The 18,605-nt window shown below is 43.1% G+C and carries 17 protein-coding genes; 7 read left to right on the forward strand and 10 right to left on the reverse strand.

Features of this window, described 5'->3' with window-relative positions; genetic code table 11:
* From VE944_RS33350 to VE944_RS33390, 8 genes are all read right to left on the reverse strand, one after another.
* A partial coding sequence (locus VE944_RS33350) for a mucoidy inhibitor MuiA family protein (RefSeq protein WP_324987879.1) occupies positions 1–713 on the reverse strand: 713 nt, incomplete at its 3' end.
* Between the two features lie 102 nt (positions 714–815).
* Positions 816–1,757 carry a LysR family transcriptional regulator gene (locus VE944_RS33355; protein WP_324987881.1) on the reverse strand — a complete coding sequence of 314 codons (942 nt, stop codon included), beginning with the start codon at positions 1,755–1,757 and terminating at the stop codon, positions 816–818.
* A gap of 243 nt (positions 1,758–2,000) precedes the next feature.
* The gene (locus tag VE944_RS33360) at positions 2,001–2,789 is read right to left on the reverse strand and encodes a beta-carboxysome assembly protein CcmO (protein ID WP_324987884.1); all 789 of its coding nucleotides are present in this window, start codon (positions 2,787–2,789) and stop codon (positions 2,001–2,003) included.
* A gap of 54 nt (positions 2,790–2,843) precedes the next feature.
* A complete protein-coding gene (locus VE944_RS33365) occupies positions 2,844–3,605 on the reverse strand; it encodes a beta-carboxysome scaffolding protein CcmN (RefSeq protein WP_324987887.1) in 762 nt (253 codons plus the stop codon).
* Between the two features lie 164 nt (positions 3,606–3,769).
* Positions 3,770–5,779, reverse strand: coding sequence for a beta-carboxysome scaffolding protein CcmM (locus tag VE944_RS33375; RefSeq protein ID WP_414690187.1), 2,010 nt, complete (start codon positions 5,777–5,779; stop codon positions 3,770–3,772).
* 124 nt (positions 5,780–5,903) lie between these two features.
* Entirely contained in the window at positions 5,904–6,206 is a 303-nt protein-coding gene (locus VE944_RS33380; protein WP_324987891.1) for a beta-carboxysome shell vertex protein CcmL, read from the reverse strand.
* A 7-nt stretch (positions 6,207–6,213) separates the two neighbouring features.
* On the reverse strand, positions 6,214–6,558 hold the full coding sequence (locus tag VE944_RS33385; protein ID WP_039748664.1) for a carbon dioxide-concentrating mechanism protein CcmK: 345 nt from the start codon (positions 6,556–6,558) through the stop codon (positions 6,214–6,216).
* A gap of 95 nt (positions 6,559–6,653) precedes the next feature.
* Positions 6,654–6,962 (reverse strand): carbon dioxide-concentrating mechanism protein CcmK, encoded by a 309-nt coding sequence (locus VE944_RS33390; RefSeq protein WP_012410633.1) that lies wholly within the window; start codon positions 6,960–6,962, stop codon positions 6,654–6,656.
* Positions 6,963–7,622: 660 nt separating this feature from the next.
* Between VE944_RS33390 and VE944_RS33395 the strand changes: the two genes are divergently transcribed.
* The 4 genes from VE944_RS33395 to VE944_RS33410 all read left to right on the forward strand — a co-directional run bounded on the left by VE944_RS33395 (position 7,623) and on the right by VE944_RS33410 (position 12,774).
* Positions 7,623–9,479: an NAD(P)H-quinone oxidoreductase subunit F gene (locus tag VE944_RS33395; RefSeq protein ID WP_324987906.1), complete on the forward strand. Its 1,857-nt coding sequence runs from the start codon at positions 7,623–7,625 to the stop codon at positions 9,477–9,479.
* Positions 9,480–9,594: 115 nt separating this feature from the next.
* Entirely contained in the window at positions 9,595–11,097 is a 1,503-nt protein-coding gene (locus VE944_RS33400) for an NADH-quinone oxidoreductase subunit M (protein ID WP_324987909.1), read from the forward strand.
* A gap of 244 nt (positions 11,098–11,341) precedes the next feature.
* Positions 11,342–12,472: a CO2 hydration protein gene (locus VE944_RS33405; RefSeq protein ID WP_324987912.1), complete on the forward strand. Its 1,131-nt coding sequence runs from the start codon at positions 11,342–11,344 to the stop codon at positions 12,470–12,472.
* Between the two features lie 134 nt (positions 12,473–12,606).
* Positions 12,607–12,774 (forward strand): hypothetical protein, encoded by a 168-nt coding sequence (locus tag VE944_RS33410; RefSeq protein ID WP_324987915.1) that lies wholly within the window; start codon positions 12,607–12,609, stop codon positions 12,772–12,774.
* 475 nt (positions 12,775–13,249) lie between these two features.
* On the opposite strand, the gene VE944_RS33415 is transcribed toward VE944_RS33410, so the two are convergent.
* Positions 13,250–13,930 (reverse strand): polysaccharide deacetylase family protein, encoded by a 681-nt coding sequence (locus tag VE944_RS33415; protein ID WP_324987918.1) that lies wholly within the window; start codon positions 13,928–13,930, stop codon positions 13,250–13,252.
* Positions 13,931–14,224: 294 nt separating this feature from the next.
* Here VE944_RS33415 and VE944_RS33420 point away from each other — a divergent pair, with 294 nt between their 5' ends.
* The 3 genes from VE944_RS33420 to VE944_RS33430 all read left to right on the forward strand — a co-directional run bounded on the left by VE944_RS33420 (position 14,225) and on the right by VE944_RS33430 (position 17,406).
* The gene (locus VE944_RS33420) at positions 14,225–15,115 is read left to right on the forward strand and encodes an RnfABCDGE type electron transport complex subunit D (RefSeq protein WP_324987921.1); all 891 of its coding nucleotides are present in this window, start codon (positions 14,225–14,227) and stop codon (positions 15,113–15,115) included.
* Between the two features lie 70 nt (positions 15,116–15,185).
* Positions 15,186–16,574, forward strand: a complete 1,389-nt coding sequence (locus tag VE944_RS33425) for a DUF2330 domain-containing protein (protein ID WP_324987924.1) — start codon at positions 15,186–15,188, stop codon at positions 16,572–16,574.
* A 181-nt stretch (positions 16,575–16,755) separates the two neighbouring features.
* Positions 16,756–17,406: a sigma-70 family RNA polymerase sigma factor gene (locus tag VE944_RS33430; protein ID WP_324987927.1), complete on the forward strand. Its 651-nt coding sequence runs from the start codon at positions 16,756–16,758 to the stop codon at positions 17,404–17,406.
* A gap of 114 nt (positions 17,407–17,520) precedes the next feature.
* Here the strand turns inward: VE944_RS33430 and VE944_RS33435 are convergent, their stop codons facing one another.
* Positions 17,521–18,459, reverse strand: a complete 939-nt coding sequence (locus tag VE944_RS33435; protein ID WP_324987929.1) for an alpha/beta fold hydrolase — start codon at positions 18,457–18,459, stop codon at positions 17,521–17,523.
* Positions 18,460–18,605: the final 146 nt, after the last annotated feature.

The following is an 18,605-nucleotide window of genomic DNA, read 5'->3' on the forward strand; positions in this document are numbered from 1 at the left end:
TGGACAATATCGCTAGTGGTGCTAAAGCGCAAGTCATAAAGCGGATTCCAACTAGCACGATTTACTATGTAGGATACCTCTAATTCAAACTTACCTTCACCTGCAACTTCAACTCCTACAACTAAGCTAAAACTCTCTTTAGGATGGGGTGTTTGGATTATTTGCAATGAGGTGTGGAGTGCTTGCAGTTGTTTGTCTAATTCCTGCTGTTGGGTTATGCACTCTCCAGATGCGATCGCATACTCACTATACTGGCTTCCAAGAAAGTTCAAAAAATCTAAAGTTTCGCTCAGGCTAAGATTTTTCCGAGACAAACTCTGTGCAAAGGGTTCCTCTGTTTTTTCACGCAACCCGTCGATAAAACTAGACTGCAATGCTAAAGCATCGACTTGGGCTTGCAGGTGACGTTTTTCTGCTTCTAACTGCTGAATTTGCCTTGTCAAATGTGCTACTCGTTCCGCTACAGGTTCAGTGGTGTAGATGCGATCGCTACTTACTCCCACCAAGCGCACCCCTACCGTCCCTGTACCACTAACCCTGACAGACTCAGTTTCTAGAGTCTCTGGCACTGGGGTAATTACTAATTCCTGTTCAATTCCTGTTAAATTAACTACACCCCGCCGTGTAACTAATGCTCTGTCAGCGTACACTGTAACAGCTACAATCTCGCTTTGTACTGTTTTGCGCCAAGACGGTATTTCCGGGTTAACCACTACCAGTTTTCCCCCATTTTTAATTGATTCTGCTGGTTAATTGTCAATGCTTCTTGGTCTAACAGTCAACCCCTTTAGGTAACTTCGTAATTACGAATTATTTTACCCGTGAGTTGCTTCAAGCGTAGTGGAAGCAGGATCAGCGTTTTGCTTGACAAAATCTTTTGCAGCAGCTAGTAGATACTCATAATAGGCACGAGCGACGATAGATAGCTGCTTGCCTGCTGGGTAAACCATGTACCAATTTCGCTGAATGGGAAAGTGTTGGACATCTAAAATGCTAAACTCTGAGGCGTCTAATAGTAAGGTATGGCGGGATAAAACCGAAATTCCTAAACCACCTGCGATCGCTTGCTTAATCGCTTCGTTACTTCCCAATTCTAGCTTGACTTTTACTGTTACCCCTTGTTCTTCAAATAGACTTTGGACAGCGCGACGAGTTCCTGAACCTGGTTCCCGCATAATAAAGGGTTCGTTAGACAGGCGTTGGATCGGAATATTTTTTTCTTTGGATAACGGATGATTAATTGGTGCAAAAACTATCAAAGGGTTTTCTAAAAATGGTTCACAAGTCACATCCATATTGTCTGGAACTTGGCTCATGATATATAAGTCGTCCAGATTACTACTCATCCGTTCCAAGATTTGTTCGTGATTTGTTACTTGCAGAGAAATATCAATCCCTGGATAAAGTTCACAAAACGGCCCTAACAAACGTGGAATAAAATATTTTGCTGTTGTAATTACTGCCAAACGTAATTGTCCTTGTTTTAGCCCTTTTAAATCTGCTACCTTCATTTCATACTGGGCTATATTTTCAAAAATCTGCCGACAAGTAGCAAATAATTCTCGTCCTGCCTCGGTGAGATACAACCGCTTTCCCACTTGCTCAAATAATGGCAACCCTACCGATTTTGTAAGTTGCTTAATCTGCATCGAAACGGTAGGTTGAGTGAGAAACAATTCCTCAGCAGCGCGAGTAAAGCTACTGTGCCGTGCTGCCGCCTCGAATACCTTTAACTGGTGCAGCGTCGCTTGCTTCAAAGATGGTTCTCCTGTAAATAGCTATTCATCGATATAAAACTAGATTACTAAACACTTGCCAATGCTATTGCAATGCTCATAGAAAACTATGAGTTTTATATATTATAGACAAAACTCTATTACTTCTATTAAAACAAAGGTATTTTATTTATGGATTTAAGAAGCTATTATCAGAACAACAAGAAAAGCGTAAGATTCCTTCCACTTCCCGATGAATGATGATTTTCCCAAATTTATCTATCATCATTCATCATTCCATAATTCTTCTGCAATTTTTGTCGGGAGCTTGGTTAAATCTGGTAATCTTAGTACTTCAATTTCGGCAACTTGTTCTTTAATATTCACTGGTAAGTTTAACGGTTCGCGTTCTTCTATCCAGCAGCTTGCTAATGGTAAGGTTTGCTCCATTTCATCTAGTGGTCGGGGAATTACCATTACTGCATTTAATTCCCCAATACGTTCTGCCTCAAACATTCCCGCTTCCACTGCTACTGCCACATTTGCTACGGAACCCCGAATAATAGCTGTACACAAACCCCCACCAATTTTTTCATAGGCTGCTAAATGAACATCAGCAGCTTTAAGCATGGCATCACATGCTCCTACCATCGCTGGAAATCCTCGCGTTTCTACCAAACCAATTGCTTGATTACTCAGACGGCTGTAATTCCCCTCTTCCATCAATTTAGTAAAACGGGTTGTGATAGGAAGTACTATATCTAGGTTGGGATAAGGTCGGGGAATAACCAAGCTAGAAACCAACTGACCAAACTGTTCAGCCGTTTGGACACCAGATTCTACAGCAAGACGCACGTCAGCAATTCCACCCCGGATGATCGCAGTACAATGCCCGCCACCAATTTTTTCATACCCAATTAGGTGAACTCCTGCTGACTTTAGCATCATATCCGCCGTCCCAACTATTGCTGGAAAGCTGCGGGTAGAAACTAAACCCAAAGCAGTGTCCTGAAAGGTTTCTTGACTACTTGCTCCATGCATGGTATTTACAGACCGTTGATTAGATGTTTCCATTATGAATCCCAGATAATCACAAAGCCCACAACTTACAATTAACACTTACTCAGACTAATCGTCAGAGTTTGGGTCGCTCAAAGATTGTCTATGGGGAAACAATGTAGTCAGCAGTCTGTTTATGCTCCCTTGCCCATAAATCTGAGTCCCGAAACCGTTAGCGGATTCTGTGGTTAGCTGATTGGGGCCTGAGTCATTTTCTGTAGACTCTTGGGCAGATTGTTGCAAGGTGGAGTCAGCATCATTGGCGGGTTCCTCTACGGGAGGAGGCTGGCTTTCTGGAGTGGCGGGAGATTTAAAATAAGAATTCGACTTATTTTGTTTGAAATCCATAAAAGCCTTAGTTGAGGAAATTTCTTTTTCCTTAAGTCCTCCTGAGCCATTTTCCTCTTCTTTCTGCGGTGCTGCACTTGTAGAAGCTGGGTTCTTCGTAGATGGTTGTGGTTCTTTTGTTTGGGCAATTCGCCGACTGGTGTCTCCTAAAATTGAACCAGGTGCAATTACTTGTCCAGCTTCAACTGAACAGTTAAAAACTGTTGTCGCCGAACCAATGCAAGCATTTGCTCCAATTTTGCCTTTGCCAACCATCAAAAAACCGGCTCCCAAGTTTGCGCCTGCTTCTACCTCTAGAGTTCCTTCATGGACTTGGAGAATTGCTCCCATCCCAATACAGACCCCTGGCCCAATGATGATCTTGCTGTTTACAGCCGCTTGGAGGATCACCCCAGGTGCAAGTACTGCGCTTGGATGAATAGTTACCTCACCACTAATGTAAGAATCAAAGTTATTGCTGAGGCGCAGTAGCGGCACAGACATGGAAATTTTAACCTCGGAAGCCGGAGTGGGGAATGGAGATGAGGGGGCAGGGGAGGCAGGGGAGGCAGGGGAGGCAGGGGAGGCAGGGGAAGAAGAATCGATTTATTGATTATCTACCAATGACCAATGCCCCATTCCCCACTCCCCACTCCCTACTATGCCTACTATGGTCTTTGGATAATCGTTTCTAATACCCGACGCTTGGCTTTGGGGTCAATACCAATTAGGCGCACATATTCCCCTTGGTATTCGCCAAGGTGCCCTTCTACGGCTGCGATCGCTTCTCTTTCTGAGGAGGCTTGAATCTGACCGGTACTAGTCCAAGACCCTGTACGGAACCGCCGTTGGTCTACGTGTTCAAGGCTAATTTTAGAGCCGCCAGCTAATAATTGTCGGAGCTGGTCTACAACTTCACTACTCAAGCGGGTACTGGTAGCTGTTGCTGTTGCAGAAGGCGCACTGCTACTGCTAGTAAATGATTTCGGACTGCCGCCAGAAGAAGCTACTTGACCATTTGGACGTTGGATAATCGTTTCTAATACCCGACGTTTGGCTTTGGGGTCAATACCAATTAAGCGTACATATTCCCCTTGGTATTCGCCAAGGTGTCCTTCTATAGCTGCGATCGCCTCTCTTTCCGAAGAGGCTTGAATCTGACCGGTACTAGTCCAGGAACCTGTACGGAACCGTCGTTCGTCTACGTGTTCAAGGCTAATCTTATACCCACCAGCCAATAATTGCCGGAGTTGGTCTACTACTTCTGTACTCAAACGGTTGCTGGTAGCTGTTGCCGTAGCATTAGCAGAGGTTCCAGTGCTAGTAAATGATTTCTGACCACCAGAGGTGGCTACTTGACCATTTGGACGTTGGATAATTGTTTCTAATACCCGCCGTTTAGCTTTGGTATCAATGCCTATTAAACGCACATACTCGCCTTGATGGCTTTCTATACATTCTTCTAAGCCGGAAATTACTTGATTTATAGAAGTTGCTTCAATTGGCTTACAGCTAGTCCAGGAACCAGTACGGAAACGGCGTTCGTCTACGTGTTCCATGCCAATTTTGTAACCACCTGCCAAAAGTTGGCGGATTTGCTCTACAGTTTCGCCATTGACTTTGCCACTGCTAGAGCCGTTACTATTACCATTACCATTACTGCTGTAGCTGCCATTGCTATGACTACTAGCCGGAGCCTTAAAATTGGTAGCTGGTTTAAAATCACCATCCGGGCGTTGGATGATGTTCTCTAACACACGTCGTCTATCTTTATCAATACCAAACAGGCGGACATACTCGCCGCTATGTTCGCTGACACAGCTTTCTAATGCTGCGATCGCTTCACCGATGGATCTCGGCTCAATTGGTTGACAACTAGTCCAAGAACCCGTGCGGAACCGTCTTTGGTCTACGTGTTCTGTACCAATCTTATACCCTTGTTCCAATAGATAGCGCAACTGCTCTATTGTTTCTGCACCCAAGCTATTGCTCGCCACTTCACTACTCCTATCTAGCTCTAAAACAGTAACACCATTACCCTTATAAGATTTAGTATTCTCATCCCGAATTGGTGCAATACATTTGCTATCCGCAGCACAAAGATAACCAGTTCGCAGCGCCTGATTAATCCCAACCACATGATGAGCAAAGTCCTTATCGTTATCTTGCACATCTGGCAAGCGGTCAGCTTGCTGCTGATTGGTAATGATCGCTCCCGAAGGTACATACTTACCTGCCGGAATTTCTACGTCTTGAATCAAAGTGTGCATCATCACGATGCAACCTGCACCCACCCTGGCATTAAACACCGTAGAGCGAAAGCCAATGAAGGAATTATCCCCTACATAAGCTGGGCCGTGAATTAGAGCCATGTGGGTAATGCAACTGTTTTTACCTACCCACACCGAGTATTTATTTTGATCATCGCCAATTACTCGACCTTGCTCCAACCCATGAATCACAACACCATCTTGAATATTAGTGTTTTCACCAATATAAAAAGGTGTGCCTTCATCCGCTCTAATCGTAGTTCCCGGAGCAACGATTACATTTGCACCTATATGTACATCTCCAATCAGATTGGAGAACGGATGCACAAAGGCTGTTTCATGGATTTGGGCTTCAGCTAAATTCCTCGACCACGGGGTTGGAGGTGCCGCCGTGCTGCGGACTGCCATTTCGAGATTCCTCCTCTATTGTCATTTGTCATTTGTCATTTGTCCTTTGTCATTTGCCTTTTGTTGAGAGCTAATACTTCGGCTTCGCTCAGTACAAGTGATTAATGACTAAATGACTAATGACTTATCGATATTGATCTTTTTTGCTGTAAATTAGGCGATCTTCAACGTGAATAGTATCTATAATCGCTACTACCACTGCATCTAATGGCCGCTGTTCATTGCCAATAATTTGACGAGCGGCACTGCCACGACTGACAAGTACCCACTCATCGACTCCTGCTCCCACAGTATCTGCTGCTACCTCGTATTGGGGCAGGATGTTTCCGTCTTCATCCACTAATTGTAACAACAGTAGTTTCACACCCCGAAGACTTGGATCTTTTTGGGTGCTAACTACTGTGCCGCGAACTTTGGCGACTTGCATTCTTTAATTACGGTCTTCTACCGAAAGGACGAATTGCATTCACATTTTCCCGGAATTGCTCTACATCTTCGGTATAACGAATTGGTAGGACGTATTCTAAGTTTTCGTGAGGACGGGCAATGATGTGAGTAGACAGCACTTGTCCGCCGTTGACTCGCTTAACTGATTCAACACCAGCGCCTACGGAAGCTTGCACTTCTGACACATCACCCCGAACAATTACGGTAACTCGACCACTGCCGATTTTTTCATAGCCCACTAGAGTAACACGGGCAGCTTTCACCATTGCATCAGCAGCTTCCACTACTGCTGGAAAGCCTAGCGTTTCTACCATTCCTACTGCAATTGACATTAGATTTTAATCCCTATTTAAAGTTTTTAGCCTTGGACACAAGAAAACGATGCTCAAAAAGGTTTTGAGTCTTAATTACTTTATTTAAACAGCTTTTAGGTACGGAACTGTTCCACAGCTTCTGTGTAACGTATCGGCAATACGTATTCTAGGTTTTCGTGAGGACGAGCAATAATGTGAGTGGATAACACTTCACCACCAAAGACTCTTTTCGCCGCTTCAACCCCAGCAGCTACGGAAGCTTGTACTTCCGATACATCTCCCCTAACTATCACGGTGACGCGAGCGCTACCAATTTTTTCATACCCTACTAAAGTCACACGGGCGGCTTTCACCATCGCATCAGCAGCTTCCACTACTGCTGGAAAGCCCTTCGTTTCAATCATCCCAACTGCAATTGGCATCGCAGAACTCCTACAATATTAATCCAATCTGTACTGTCGCTTAAAATTTTTGACGGGGAGAGCTTGATCTTAATAGCTAAGAAAACACTTCCAAATTAAGCATAGGAAAGGTTGGCCTTTCTGGCAATATAAATTACTATAATAGTTTATGATAAGAAAGTTTTAAAAAACTTAACAAAAGTTTATCTGTCCTCCTGAGCAATTAAAGTTCACTGATTCCTAGAGTAGCCATTTATGCTTTATAATTTCTTTATCACATTTACAAAACGACATTCATAACCAAGGGTAATTTTATCTGGGGAGGGACGACAAGCTGCTATACGTTATGCTGTGTCTAGGTTATGCCAATTTTTGCTATATATACAAGGACTAAGTGAAAAATATATAATTTTTCCAAATATATCCTATAAAGTAGTTTGTTCAGAGTAGAAATAAAAATGTAAAAACAAAGGTGAGGTTAAAGCATTTACTTGCTTTAACGTATGTAAAGTTATATTTTATCAAACTTTAATAGGGTAAATAAAAGTAAAAATACTTATAAGAATCTAATTTAAACAAAAGTAAAAAAATATTGATATTTCTACTAAATTAATTTTGTAAAATAAATAATTGTATAAAAGCTTTTTTAAAATTAAGGCTGAATCGTCAAGGTGAATTTAAATGGATCAATTTCTATTTTCAACAAGTTGGTTTGTGCCTTTATATAGCTTATTAGGCGCAATTTTGACGTTGCCGTGGGGAATAGGAATAATTCAGCGAACGGGGCCAAGACCTGCGGCATACATAAACTTGTTGACGAGTGTTTTGGCTTTTGCCCATAGCCTGTTTGTATTTAACATTATCTGGGATAGAGAACCAGAAAAGTTACTGGTGACGTGGTTTAAAGCTGCTGATTTAGACTTATCTTTTGCCTTGGAACTTTCGGCAGTCAGCATTGGGGCAACAGTTTTAATTACAGGGTTAAGCTTACTTGCACAAGTTTACGCTCTGGGTTACATGGAAAAAGACTGGTCGTTGGCGCGTTTTTTTTCGCTGCTGGGATTTTTTGAAGCAGCGCTGAGTGCTTTAGCAATCAGTGATTCTTTGTTTTTCAGCTATGGGCTTTTGGAAGTACTGACGCTTTCGACTTACTTGCTGGTGGGATTCTGGTATGCTCAACCGCTAGTAGTTACAGCAGCGCGGGATGCGTTTTTAACCAAACGGGTGGGAGACTTGTTGCTGCTGATGGGAGTGGTGACGCTTTCCACCTTAGCCGGCAGTTTGAACTTTTCAGATTTATATGAGTGGGCGCAAACAGCTAATTTAAGCCCAATGACATCAACATTGCTGGGGTTAGCGTTAATTGCTGGGCCTGCTGGTAAATGCGCCCAATTTCCCCTGCATCTTTGGTTGGATGAGGCAATGGAAGGGCCCAACCCCGCCTCGGTAATGAGAAACTCACTAGTCGTAGCTGGTGGTGCTTATTTGCTGTATAAACTTCAACCATTGTTAGCCCTGTCGCCACTTGCCTTGAATGTATTAGTAGTAATGGGAACGGTGACGGCAATTGGGGCGACATTAGTTTCCATAGCTCAAATTGACATTAAGCGATCGCTATCTCATTCTACCAGTGCATACATGGGGTTAGTGTTTTTGGCAGTGGGGTTGCAGCAAGGGGGTGTGGCCCTAATGTTGCTCTTAACTCATGCGATCGCTAAAGCATTATTATTCATGAGTTCCGGTTCAGTAATCTTAACTACCCAAAGCCAAGACTTAACAGAAATGGGCGGACTGTGGTCAAGAATGCCAGCTACAACTACTGCCTTTGTTGTCGGTTCAGCAGGGATGGTAACACTGCTACCATTAGGAAGCTTTTGGGCAATGTTAGCATGGGCTGACGGTTTTGTAAATATTAGCCCTTGGGTAATTGGGGTTTTATTATTGGTTAATGGCTTAACAGCATTAAACTTGACCAGAGTATTCAGATTAGTCTTCTGGGGGAAACCGCAGCAGAAAACCCGTCGCACCCCAGAAGTTGGTTGGCAGATGGCCTTACCAATGGTGATTCTTACAGTCTTGACTCTGCTTGTACCTTTGATGCTACAGCAATGGTACTTGCTACCAGATTGGGAAAGTATTAATTGGTATGTGGCGTTAGCGTTGTTTACTTCTACCGTCGTGGGGGTAGGTGTAGGATCTACAGTTCATCTACACAAAGCTTGGTCAAGATCCAGAATCTTGGCGTGGAGATTTGTGCAGGACTTGTTAGGTTATGATTTTTATATTGACCGAGTTTATCGGATAACGGTAGTGGGTGCAGTCGCACTGCTATCTAAAATTTCTGCTTGGAGCGATCGCTATTTAGTCGATGGTCTAGTTAACTTGGTTGGGTTTGCGACAATTTTCGGTGGACAAACTTTAAAGTACAGTATTTCTGGGCAATCTCAGGGTTATATGTTGACTATCTTAGCTGTCGTTAGCGTCCTGGGTTTCTTCATCAGCTGGTCATCTGGTTTACTAGATAAATTACCTTTTTAACTGAGTTAGGAGTTAGCAGTTAGGAGTTAGGAGTTAAAAGTTTTTACTCTCCCCCTGCTTCCCCTGCTTCCCCTGCTCCCCCTGCCCCCCTGCTTCCCTTACCTGAATTCCGTCTATGCTTAGTGTTTTAATTCTAGTGCTGTTAATCGGCGCAGCTTTAATTGGTTTCTCGCCCTCTGGCATCAGTGGTAAATTCGCCCGTGGGGTGGCTTTGGTCTTTGCCAGTATCGCTTTTTTGTGGACAATCATACTAGCAATTCAGTTCCATCCAGGAGAAATCACTCAACAGTTTGCCGAGTCTCTCCCTTGGATAGATGTCTTAGGCTTGAACTATAATTTGGGAATAGATGGTTTATCTTTGCCACTGCTGGTTTTAAATGGATTGTTAACTTGCATTGCCATTTACAGCAGCGATGAATCCCTTCAGCGTCCTAAATTTTATTACTCTTTGATACTATTATTAAGCGCTGGAGTGACTGGAGCTTTTCTGGCACAGGATTTACTGCTATTTTTCTTGTTTTACGAATTGGAACTAATTCCGCTATATCTGTTGATAGCCATTTGGGGCGGGGAAAAGCGGGGTTATGCTGCAACAAAATTTCTCATTTATACTGCCGTTTCGGGAATCTTGATTTTGGCAAGTTTTCTCGGCATGGTTTGGCTGAGTGGTTCCTCTAGCTTTGCACTAGCAACCTTGAACCCTACGACTCTACCTCTAGCGACACAGCTTTTACTGCTAGGGGGAATTTTGGTAGGTTTCGGGATTAAAATTCCTTTGGTTCCCTTCCATACTTGGTTGCCAGATGCTCACGTTGAAGCTTCCACACCAATTTCTGTGCTGTTGGCTGGAGTGTTGTTGAAGTTAGGAACTTATGGCTTACTGCGGTTTGGCATGAACTTGTTACCAGAAGCATGGGCTTATGTGGCTCCTTGGTTAGCGACTTGGGCAGTAGTTAGTGTACTGTATGGTGCATCCTGCGCGATCGCTCAAACCGATATGAAGAAAATGGTGGCTTATAGTTCCATTGGACACATGGGCTATGTACTTTTAGCGGCGGCGGCTTCCACACCATTAAGCGTGTTGGGTGCTGTGATGCAGATGATTAGCCACGGCTTGATTTCCGCCATGCTGTTTTTACTGGTAGGGGTTGTGTACAAAAAAGCCGGAACCCGTGATTTAGCAGTCCTTGGAGGACTTCTAAACCCGGAACGCGGTATGCCTGTAATTGGTAGCTTGATTGTTGTGGGGGCCATGGCCAGCGCTGGGATACCGGGAATGCTGGGGTTTATTTCCGAATTCATCGTTTTTCGAGGGAGTTTCCCAGTTTTTCCAGTGCAAACGTTGCTATCAATGATTGGTACAGGCTTAACTGCGGTTTACTTCCTAATACTTCTCAACCGTGCCTTTTTTGGACGCTTGTCTGCACAAGTTACTAACTTACCACGGGTGTATTGGAGCGATCGCGCCCCAGCTGCAATTTTAGGTGTGCTGATTGTGATTTTCGGTATTCAACCTGGTTGGTTAGCACGCTGGACTGAACCAACAATTACAGCAATGGTAAATAGCCAAAACGTAGCAGTAGCAGTGTCCTTGGATAAAGTGGGGAATGGGGATTAGGGAATGGGGAAGAAGCAAGGGAGGACGGAGCAAGGCAGAAGAGTTTCCCTTGAGCAAGAGCAGCACCCCGCTGCTGGAGCCTTTTTCCAATACCCAATGCCCAATGCCCTAATTCCTATTCTTTTTGAAGAGATATAGGACTCGTATTTGATTTTTTTCAAAAATCAGTACACCCCGAAAAGGCTTCTTCCCTACTCACTACCTACACAAATAATTTCAAAAATAAAAGCGGATTACTATAGCAATGGTAACTATTAAAAAGAAAGCGACTCACAATCCCTTAGCTGAGTATATTGAACGTTTGCAAAAAGGAGAGGCATTACTTCCCGATAATCCAGAAAATGTGCTGGAAGTTGTTGGTATTCTTAAAAGTTATGGCGTAGTTTTAGATGCCTATTCAAAAAATCTTAATTATATTGCCGAGCATCAGTTTTTAATATTTTTCCCATTTTTTAAATACTTTAATGGAGAGGTTTCTTTTCAGAAATTACTTCGTCACTGGTGGCATAATCGAATTAATTTTGAATATGCCGAATATTGCATGAAAGCCATGATGTGGCATGGTGGCGGTGGACTAGATAGCTATTTAGATACAGAAGAATTTGAAGAAAGAGCGCAAGTCGTTATCGCTGCAAAATTTAAAAATAATCCCTTAATTTCCGGTATTAACCAACTGTTTCCAGATTTCTTAACAGAAAACTTGCGTGTCTCTGCTTACTACACTGGTTTAGGTCAATTCTGGCGAGTCATGGCTGATATGTTCCTCAACTTATCAGACCGCTACGACCAAGGCGAAATTAAATCGATTCCCGAAGTTGTAGAACACATTAAATCAGGGTTAGTGGCAAATGCATCAAACCCAATTACCTACGCCGTCAAAATTCGAGGTGAGGTCTATGAAATCATTCCCAAAAGCGTTGGTTTGACCTTCTTAGCAGATACAGCAATACCTTATGTAGAAGCAGTATTTTTCCGGGGAACTCCTTTCCACGGTACAGTTTCATACAATGCCCAAGGTTATCAAATTCCCCCAGATCAAACTCGATTTGAATATGGCGCATTGTATGCCGATCCTTTACCTATTGGCGGCGCGGGTATTCCTCCCACCTTGTTGATGCAGGATATGCGTCATTATCTTCCAAAGTATTTGCACGAAATTTATCGTCGCAGCCTTCGGGGTGAAGATGATTTGCGGGTACAAATTTGCATGAGTTTCCAAAAATCGATGTTTTGCGTGACAACAGCAACGATTTTGGGGCTGATGCCTTATCCTTTGGACACTAAAGATCCAAATGAGGAAAAAGGTAATCGAGTTTATTTAGAAAAGTGGATGAGTCGGTTAAAAACTTCGCGGTTGCTAGATATCAATAAATAACTGAATTTATACAGAGAAATTTCAGATGCTTCTCAATCGCTATAAAAATTTTTACCTAATTCAGCAACTTGATCCAGTGCAAGATCATTGCCGGATTTATAACTTAAATTAATGGCTATGAGTTTCCTTGGGATATGACGCGATCGCTCGAAGTTGCTTTGATGCGAACTTATTGCGTTCCTAGTATTTCTAGATTGCTGAATCAAACAGGAGAATTTACCCATTGTCCGCAAAAACGCTACGATGATACTTCAATAATTGTTGGAGAGATGATTAAGTGGGGCTATGATAGCGATGTCTGACGAAAAGCCGCTTTGCGTCTACGCGGCAAAGAAGCCCTGCAACGCATGAATGCACTTCACGGACGCTTCAAGATTGACAACGGTGATTTCCTGTAGACATCTCCGAAAACTGCCCAAGTATCTCTATGACTAACTTATAGGGTGCGATCGCCAGTGAGAGCAATCAGCTAGTTTCGACGAGAGAATAGGAGTTTGAGATGTTTGTTGTTAATAATGCGACAAAAAAACGTGGCTATATGCATTCATTTTCTCTCAGGTAAATGCGTATATTTCTGCTGGTAATACAAGTGCCCCAATTCGTAATCTTAACTACTCCACAAATTGTCAAAATTACTTGTTCATACTTTTTAGGATTTAACCTAAATCTTTTTTCTTTTAGAATCAGGCTCGTTCCTACCAAGACAGGAGGCGTGATCATAAGTTGGTGCTAAATAAATCTTCTCTTGTAATAACTTTATCTATGCTTAAGTAACAATCAATGGTTAATCTTAGCTTGCTGCCATAGAGTATCAACAGTTACAAACTCATAGCCTTGTTGCAGCAGTTGCGGAATGAGGATTTGAATTGTGGCAGCAACATCTTGTCCACCGCAAGCACCATCATGTAAAACAATCAGCGAACCATTTTTGACCTGCTGCATAATTCGCTCTACCACGGTGGTTACACCTGGTCGTACCCAGTCTTCTGGTACAACACTCCACATTACCGGACGGTAATTCCACTGAGAGAATAGTTTTAAAGTAGCAGGCGTAAATAAACCATTGGGGGGGCGGACATCTCGCACTTGTTCAGGTTGGAGGTTGCAGGCATTGTAGATGGCAACTTGGGTTTTTTCTAAACTGTCCTTTAGGTCATTTGGAGAAAGCATGGCAAAAGAGCGATGATCGTAGCCATGCAATCCGATCCAGTGTCCGCGATCGCTAATGGCTTTGGCAATGGCTGGTGAACGGTTGACGCAAACACCCAACCAAAAAAAACTCGCTGTAATCTTATAACGGTCTAACACTGCCAATACTTCCGGTGTGTATTGAGGATGAGGCCCATCATCAAAAGTTAGGGCGATCGCTTTAGTATGGGGATTTCCAGCCCAAAGGCAGTTGGGAAAACTCGGCTGGAGAATGCGGTAGAAAATTGGGAACAGGGGAGCTAGTTGCATAAAGTTTTTTCTTTTTTGCGTAATCTTGCATAAATACACTGATTACTTAATGTTGATAACTGTTAAACCTGGGAACCATAGCTTAATTCGCTTATATCTAGAACTTACTGTATAAACAGAGAGTTCCAGGTATAAGCCCTCCTTATAGTTTCAACCATCAGAGCGATCGCTTGGGTATGGCAATCACTACTCCAAAATTATATTTTGTAAAAAATCTCTAAGAGCAATACTTTTTGACCTAGCACTCATCTAAATTGATGATAAATCTACGAATAAACACTGCATGAAAAGTTAATGTTGTTCAAAGATATACGAGATTATCAAATTTCCTTTCTGGGCTTGTTCCTAGTCGTGGGAATCAGTACACGAGACTGGACATTGCGACCAGATTTGATTGGGGTATTAATCGCTACTTGTCTATTAACCCAATCGATATTGTCATTTGTCATTAGTCATTGGTCATTGGCAAATAACATAGACGCCCCAGAGGCTTCCCTCAGGGTAGGACAAGTTACGAATCTTCGCAGTGCTTTAATTACCTCATTGGGACTCAGTTTACTGTTGCGGGCTGATCACTGGACGACAATGGTAATAGCTGCAACAAGTGCGATCGCCAGTAAATTTCTCTTTAAATTCGGTGATAAGCATTTCTTCAACCCTGCTAATTTTGGCATCATTTCCGCCTTGGTTCTCACCTCCGATGCTTGGGTTTCGCCGGGACAATGGGGTGAAGAATGGTGGTATGCGCTGTTATTTGCCGGGACTGGCGGCATGGTTTTGCAGCGCATTGGTCGCTGGGACACCACAGCCGCTTTTTTGGGTAGCTATTCCTTGCTAGAAGCGATTCGCAATCTCTGGCTGGGTTGGACTTGGGATGTTTACTGGCATCGGTTGATGAGCGGCTCGTTGTTGTTGTTCGCTTTATTTATGATTACAGATCCGCGATCGATTCCCAATTCGAGAATTGGGCGGGTAGTTTGGGCAGCTTGCATCGCTGGATTAACTTTCATCCTGCGGAATTATTTCTTTATTCCCACCGCAGTCTTCTGGGCACTATTTATCCTTGCTCCATTGAGTATTCTGCTAGATATTTTCTGGTTAGCTCCACGATTTTCTTGGCAAAGGGGAGATGAGGGAGCAGAGGGAGCAGGGGGAGAACTTTTACTCAGCACTCCTAACTCCTAATTCTTGTACAGACGCGATTAATCGCGTCTCTCCTAAATCAGCACTTAATTTTAATATAGAGGTATAAAAAATGAAGATTTTTCGCTTTTTAACGCCATTACTGTTGACAATTGTGGCTGTATTTTGCTTTGCACCCGCAGCTTGGGCATTTTGTGGATTTTATGTAGCTAAAGCTGATACGAAGCTGTATAACAAAGCTTCTCAGGTGGTGATAGCACGGAATGGCGATCGCACCGTCTTGACGATGGCAAACGACTTTCAAGGCGAAGTCAAAGATTTTGCAATAGTAGTACCAGTGCCAACAGTGCTGCAAAAAGACCAAGTTCGCGTTGCCCTACCCAACATTATCGAGCGCCTAGATGCTTTTAGTGCGCCGCGATTGGTGGAATATTTTGACCCAGATCCTTGTGCCCCACTACCACTATTTTCAAGAAACATTCTAAATTTCTCAGCAGCACCAGTAAATGGTAGTGTGGAATTGCGGAGAACCGATCGCGATTTGGGTGTAACGGTTGAAGCGAGTTTCAACGTGGACGAATACGACATCGTAATCCTCAGTGCTAAAGAATCTGGGGGACTGGAAACTTGGCTGACACAAAATGGTTACAAAATACCTCAAGGGGCAAAACAGTTACTTCAGCCATATATTCGTTCCTCAATGAAATTCTTTGTTGCCAAAGTCAACTTGGATAAATTCGAGGAATCTGGCTACCAACTTTTGCGTCCGCTACAAATTTCCTATCAATCACCCAAGTTCATGCTGCCAATTCGTTTAGGCATGGTAAATGCTAAGACAGAGCAGGATTTAATTGTCTATATCCTCTCGCCCCAAGGAGAAGCACAACTCACTAACTATCGGACGGTGAAAATCCCCTCCAACGTCAATCTTCCCGTATTTATCAAAAATGAATTTGGTGAATTCTACAAATCCCTTTTCCAAACCGCTTACACCAAAGAAGGCAAGAGAGTTGGTTTTTTGGAATACGCTTGGGATATGGGTAGTTGCGATCCTTGTGCTGCCGATCCCCTTACCCAAGAAGAACTCAAGGAAGCAGGCGTATTTTGGCTAAATGATAATTCTCTAAGTAAGCAAACTAAGATTACACCAATCCCCAGGTTTGCTCCTCCCGCTTTTAACACTAACGTCTTCATCTCCCGTCTGCATGTCCGCTACACCCGCGACACATTCCCGGAAGACTTGATATTCCTATCAACTGCCAACCGTGAATTATTCCAAGGGCGTTATGTTTTGCAATATCCATTTGAAGGGGAACTGAAGTGTGAAGCAGGTAAAAAATACAAACAGTCTTTGCCCAAGCGTTTTGAAGCAGAAGCGCAGACTTTAGCTAGGTTAACCAACGGGAATATCCAAGATATTCGCAAAAAAATGAAGCTGAGTGTCGGAAATCTTACATATTCCTTGTGGGAAAGTTTCTTGTATAACATTGGATTAAATTGAGGCAAGTGGGAAGTAGGGGAACAAGGTGGCTTGAGGAGAACTTGCAATACATCTTTCTCCTTGTCCCCAATTCTCCTTGTCCTCTTCGCCATGCTCAATAACTAAAAATCTTGACGAAAATTTTTTAGACTGTTGTTATACGCAATACTAAGATATTCTTGCTTTCTTCGCCAAGATTCTCATGGTTCAATTCGATGAACAGCTACGCTACTTAGTTAGCGAAGCCTGTGAACACCCATCTGGAAGTCCTCAGCGTCAAAAGCTGCTCACGCAAATTATTCGCTTGAGTGCAAGTAGACTCTGGAGAGAAAGTACCCCTTATTATCAAGATGCACTACAACAAACTTGGTTGTATTTTTGCCGCAATGTTTGTGAAGGTTTAACAGGTCAAACCTATGACCCCACCTATGGCAGTGTTATCACCTGGTTAAATGCTTACTTAAAACGGAGACTACAAGACTTTTACATTAACCAGAACCGGGAACAAGCCATAACAATCCCTCTTTGGGTTCGCCAGTCTACATCGGGTGGAACAAGTGAAACCATTGATCCTGTAGATAACCTCCCTGCTACCCCCCAACCACCTCCCATTCTGGAAGACTTGGAGATATGGGCTAAGACTGATTCTGAAGGAGAACTGTGCAGTAGTTACATTAAAGGGCGTCCAGATGTGAATTGTCAGGTATTAATTCTCAAACGCCTACCCCCAGAAGTTAGCTGGAAAGAATTATCTGAAGAATTTGGGCTGTCAATCCCGACATTAAGCAGTTTTTATCAACGCCAGTGTTTACCACGTTTGCGTAAGTTCGCCGAATTACAGGGATTGTTATAAAAATAGGTTGTTTCAGGCTTTTCTTAATTCTCCTGCGATGCCTACGGCAGTAAACTATGCAAATAGACCATGCTGTAAGGGCACAGTATTGCTGCACCCTTACAAAGGATATGGTCACTTAGTAATAGACAAAACCCAATCGCCTAACAGTTGGTTTACTTTATCGGGTATTTCATCATGGGGGCAATGACCGGCTGTTAGGAAATGTTCTCTAAGTTCAGGATAATATTGACGAAACTTTTGGGAACGTTCTCTAGCATTCATCCAAGGGTCAGCTTCTCCCCACAACATCAATAATGGACAAGTTAATTGCTTTAGTAGCAGATCAACTTTTTCCCCTTGAGGAGTGCTAAAGACTGACACAAATACTTCCATTGCACCAGGATCGTAAGCAGGGCGAGCAATTTCTTCTACTAGCTGATCTGTAATTGCACTTTTGTCAAGATAAACTTTTTCTAAAGTTTGGCGAATTACCCAACCTTGTCGCACGTATTGAAATAACAAAGACTGGGCTAGAGGTTGTTGAAAAATCCACTTAGTGCCGTCACCAAGAAGTTTCTGGAAAGTAGCAGGTTGTTTGGAAGGCTGAACTTCTGATTGTAAAGCTTCCGGCTCAGATGTCGCCTGGCTTTCGCTAAAAGGCCCTGCACTATTGAGCAAAACTAAACCAGCCGCACTGTCGGGACGTTGTGCTGCAACACATAAGCAAGCATAGCCACCAAGGGAATTACCTGCTAATACTGCTTTTTGACCAATTACTTCACTGATAAAATCATGGAGTTGGTCACGCCACAAGTCGGCGCTATACTGCAATTTCGGTTTTGCCGATCGCCCGAATCCCAATAGATCGATCGCAAATACTTCGAAATCTTGACACAATCCTGTGATATTCTTGCGCCAGTGGTCTGTGGAAGCACCAAATCCATGTACCAAAAGCAAGGGCGGACGTTGCGCTTGCTTCTCTCCCGCACGCACGTAGTAAACGTTGTGCCCGCGCCACTGCCAATATTTACCAGGAATTGGGGTTGTAGAGGCGGCTGTAGTTGCCTGCATGATTCAAAGAATTGTTAAGTAGCTTTTAATAATTGTAGGCTAGTCCAAGGAGTGGGGGAGCAGGGGAAACTGGGGGGAAATCACTAATGACTAATAACTAATAACTAATGACTAAAGAAAGATTAATTACAGGCAAAACTAAGCTA

Origin of the sequence: Nostoc sp., assembly GCF_035638895.1 — a bacterium.
Lineage (GTDB): Bacteria > Cyanobacteriota > Cyanobacteriia > Cyanobacteriales > Nostocaceae > Nostoc.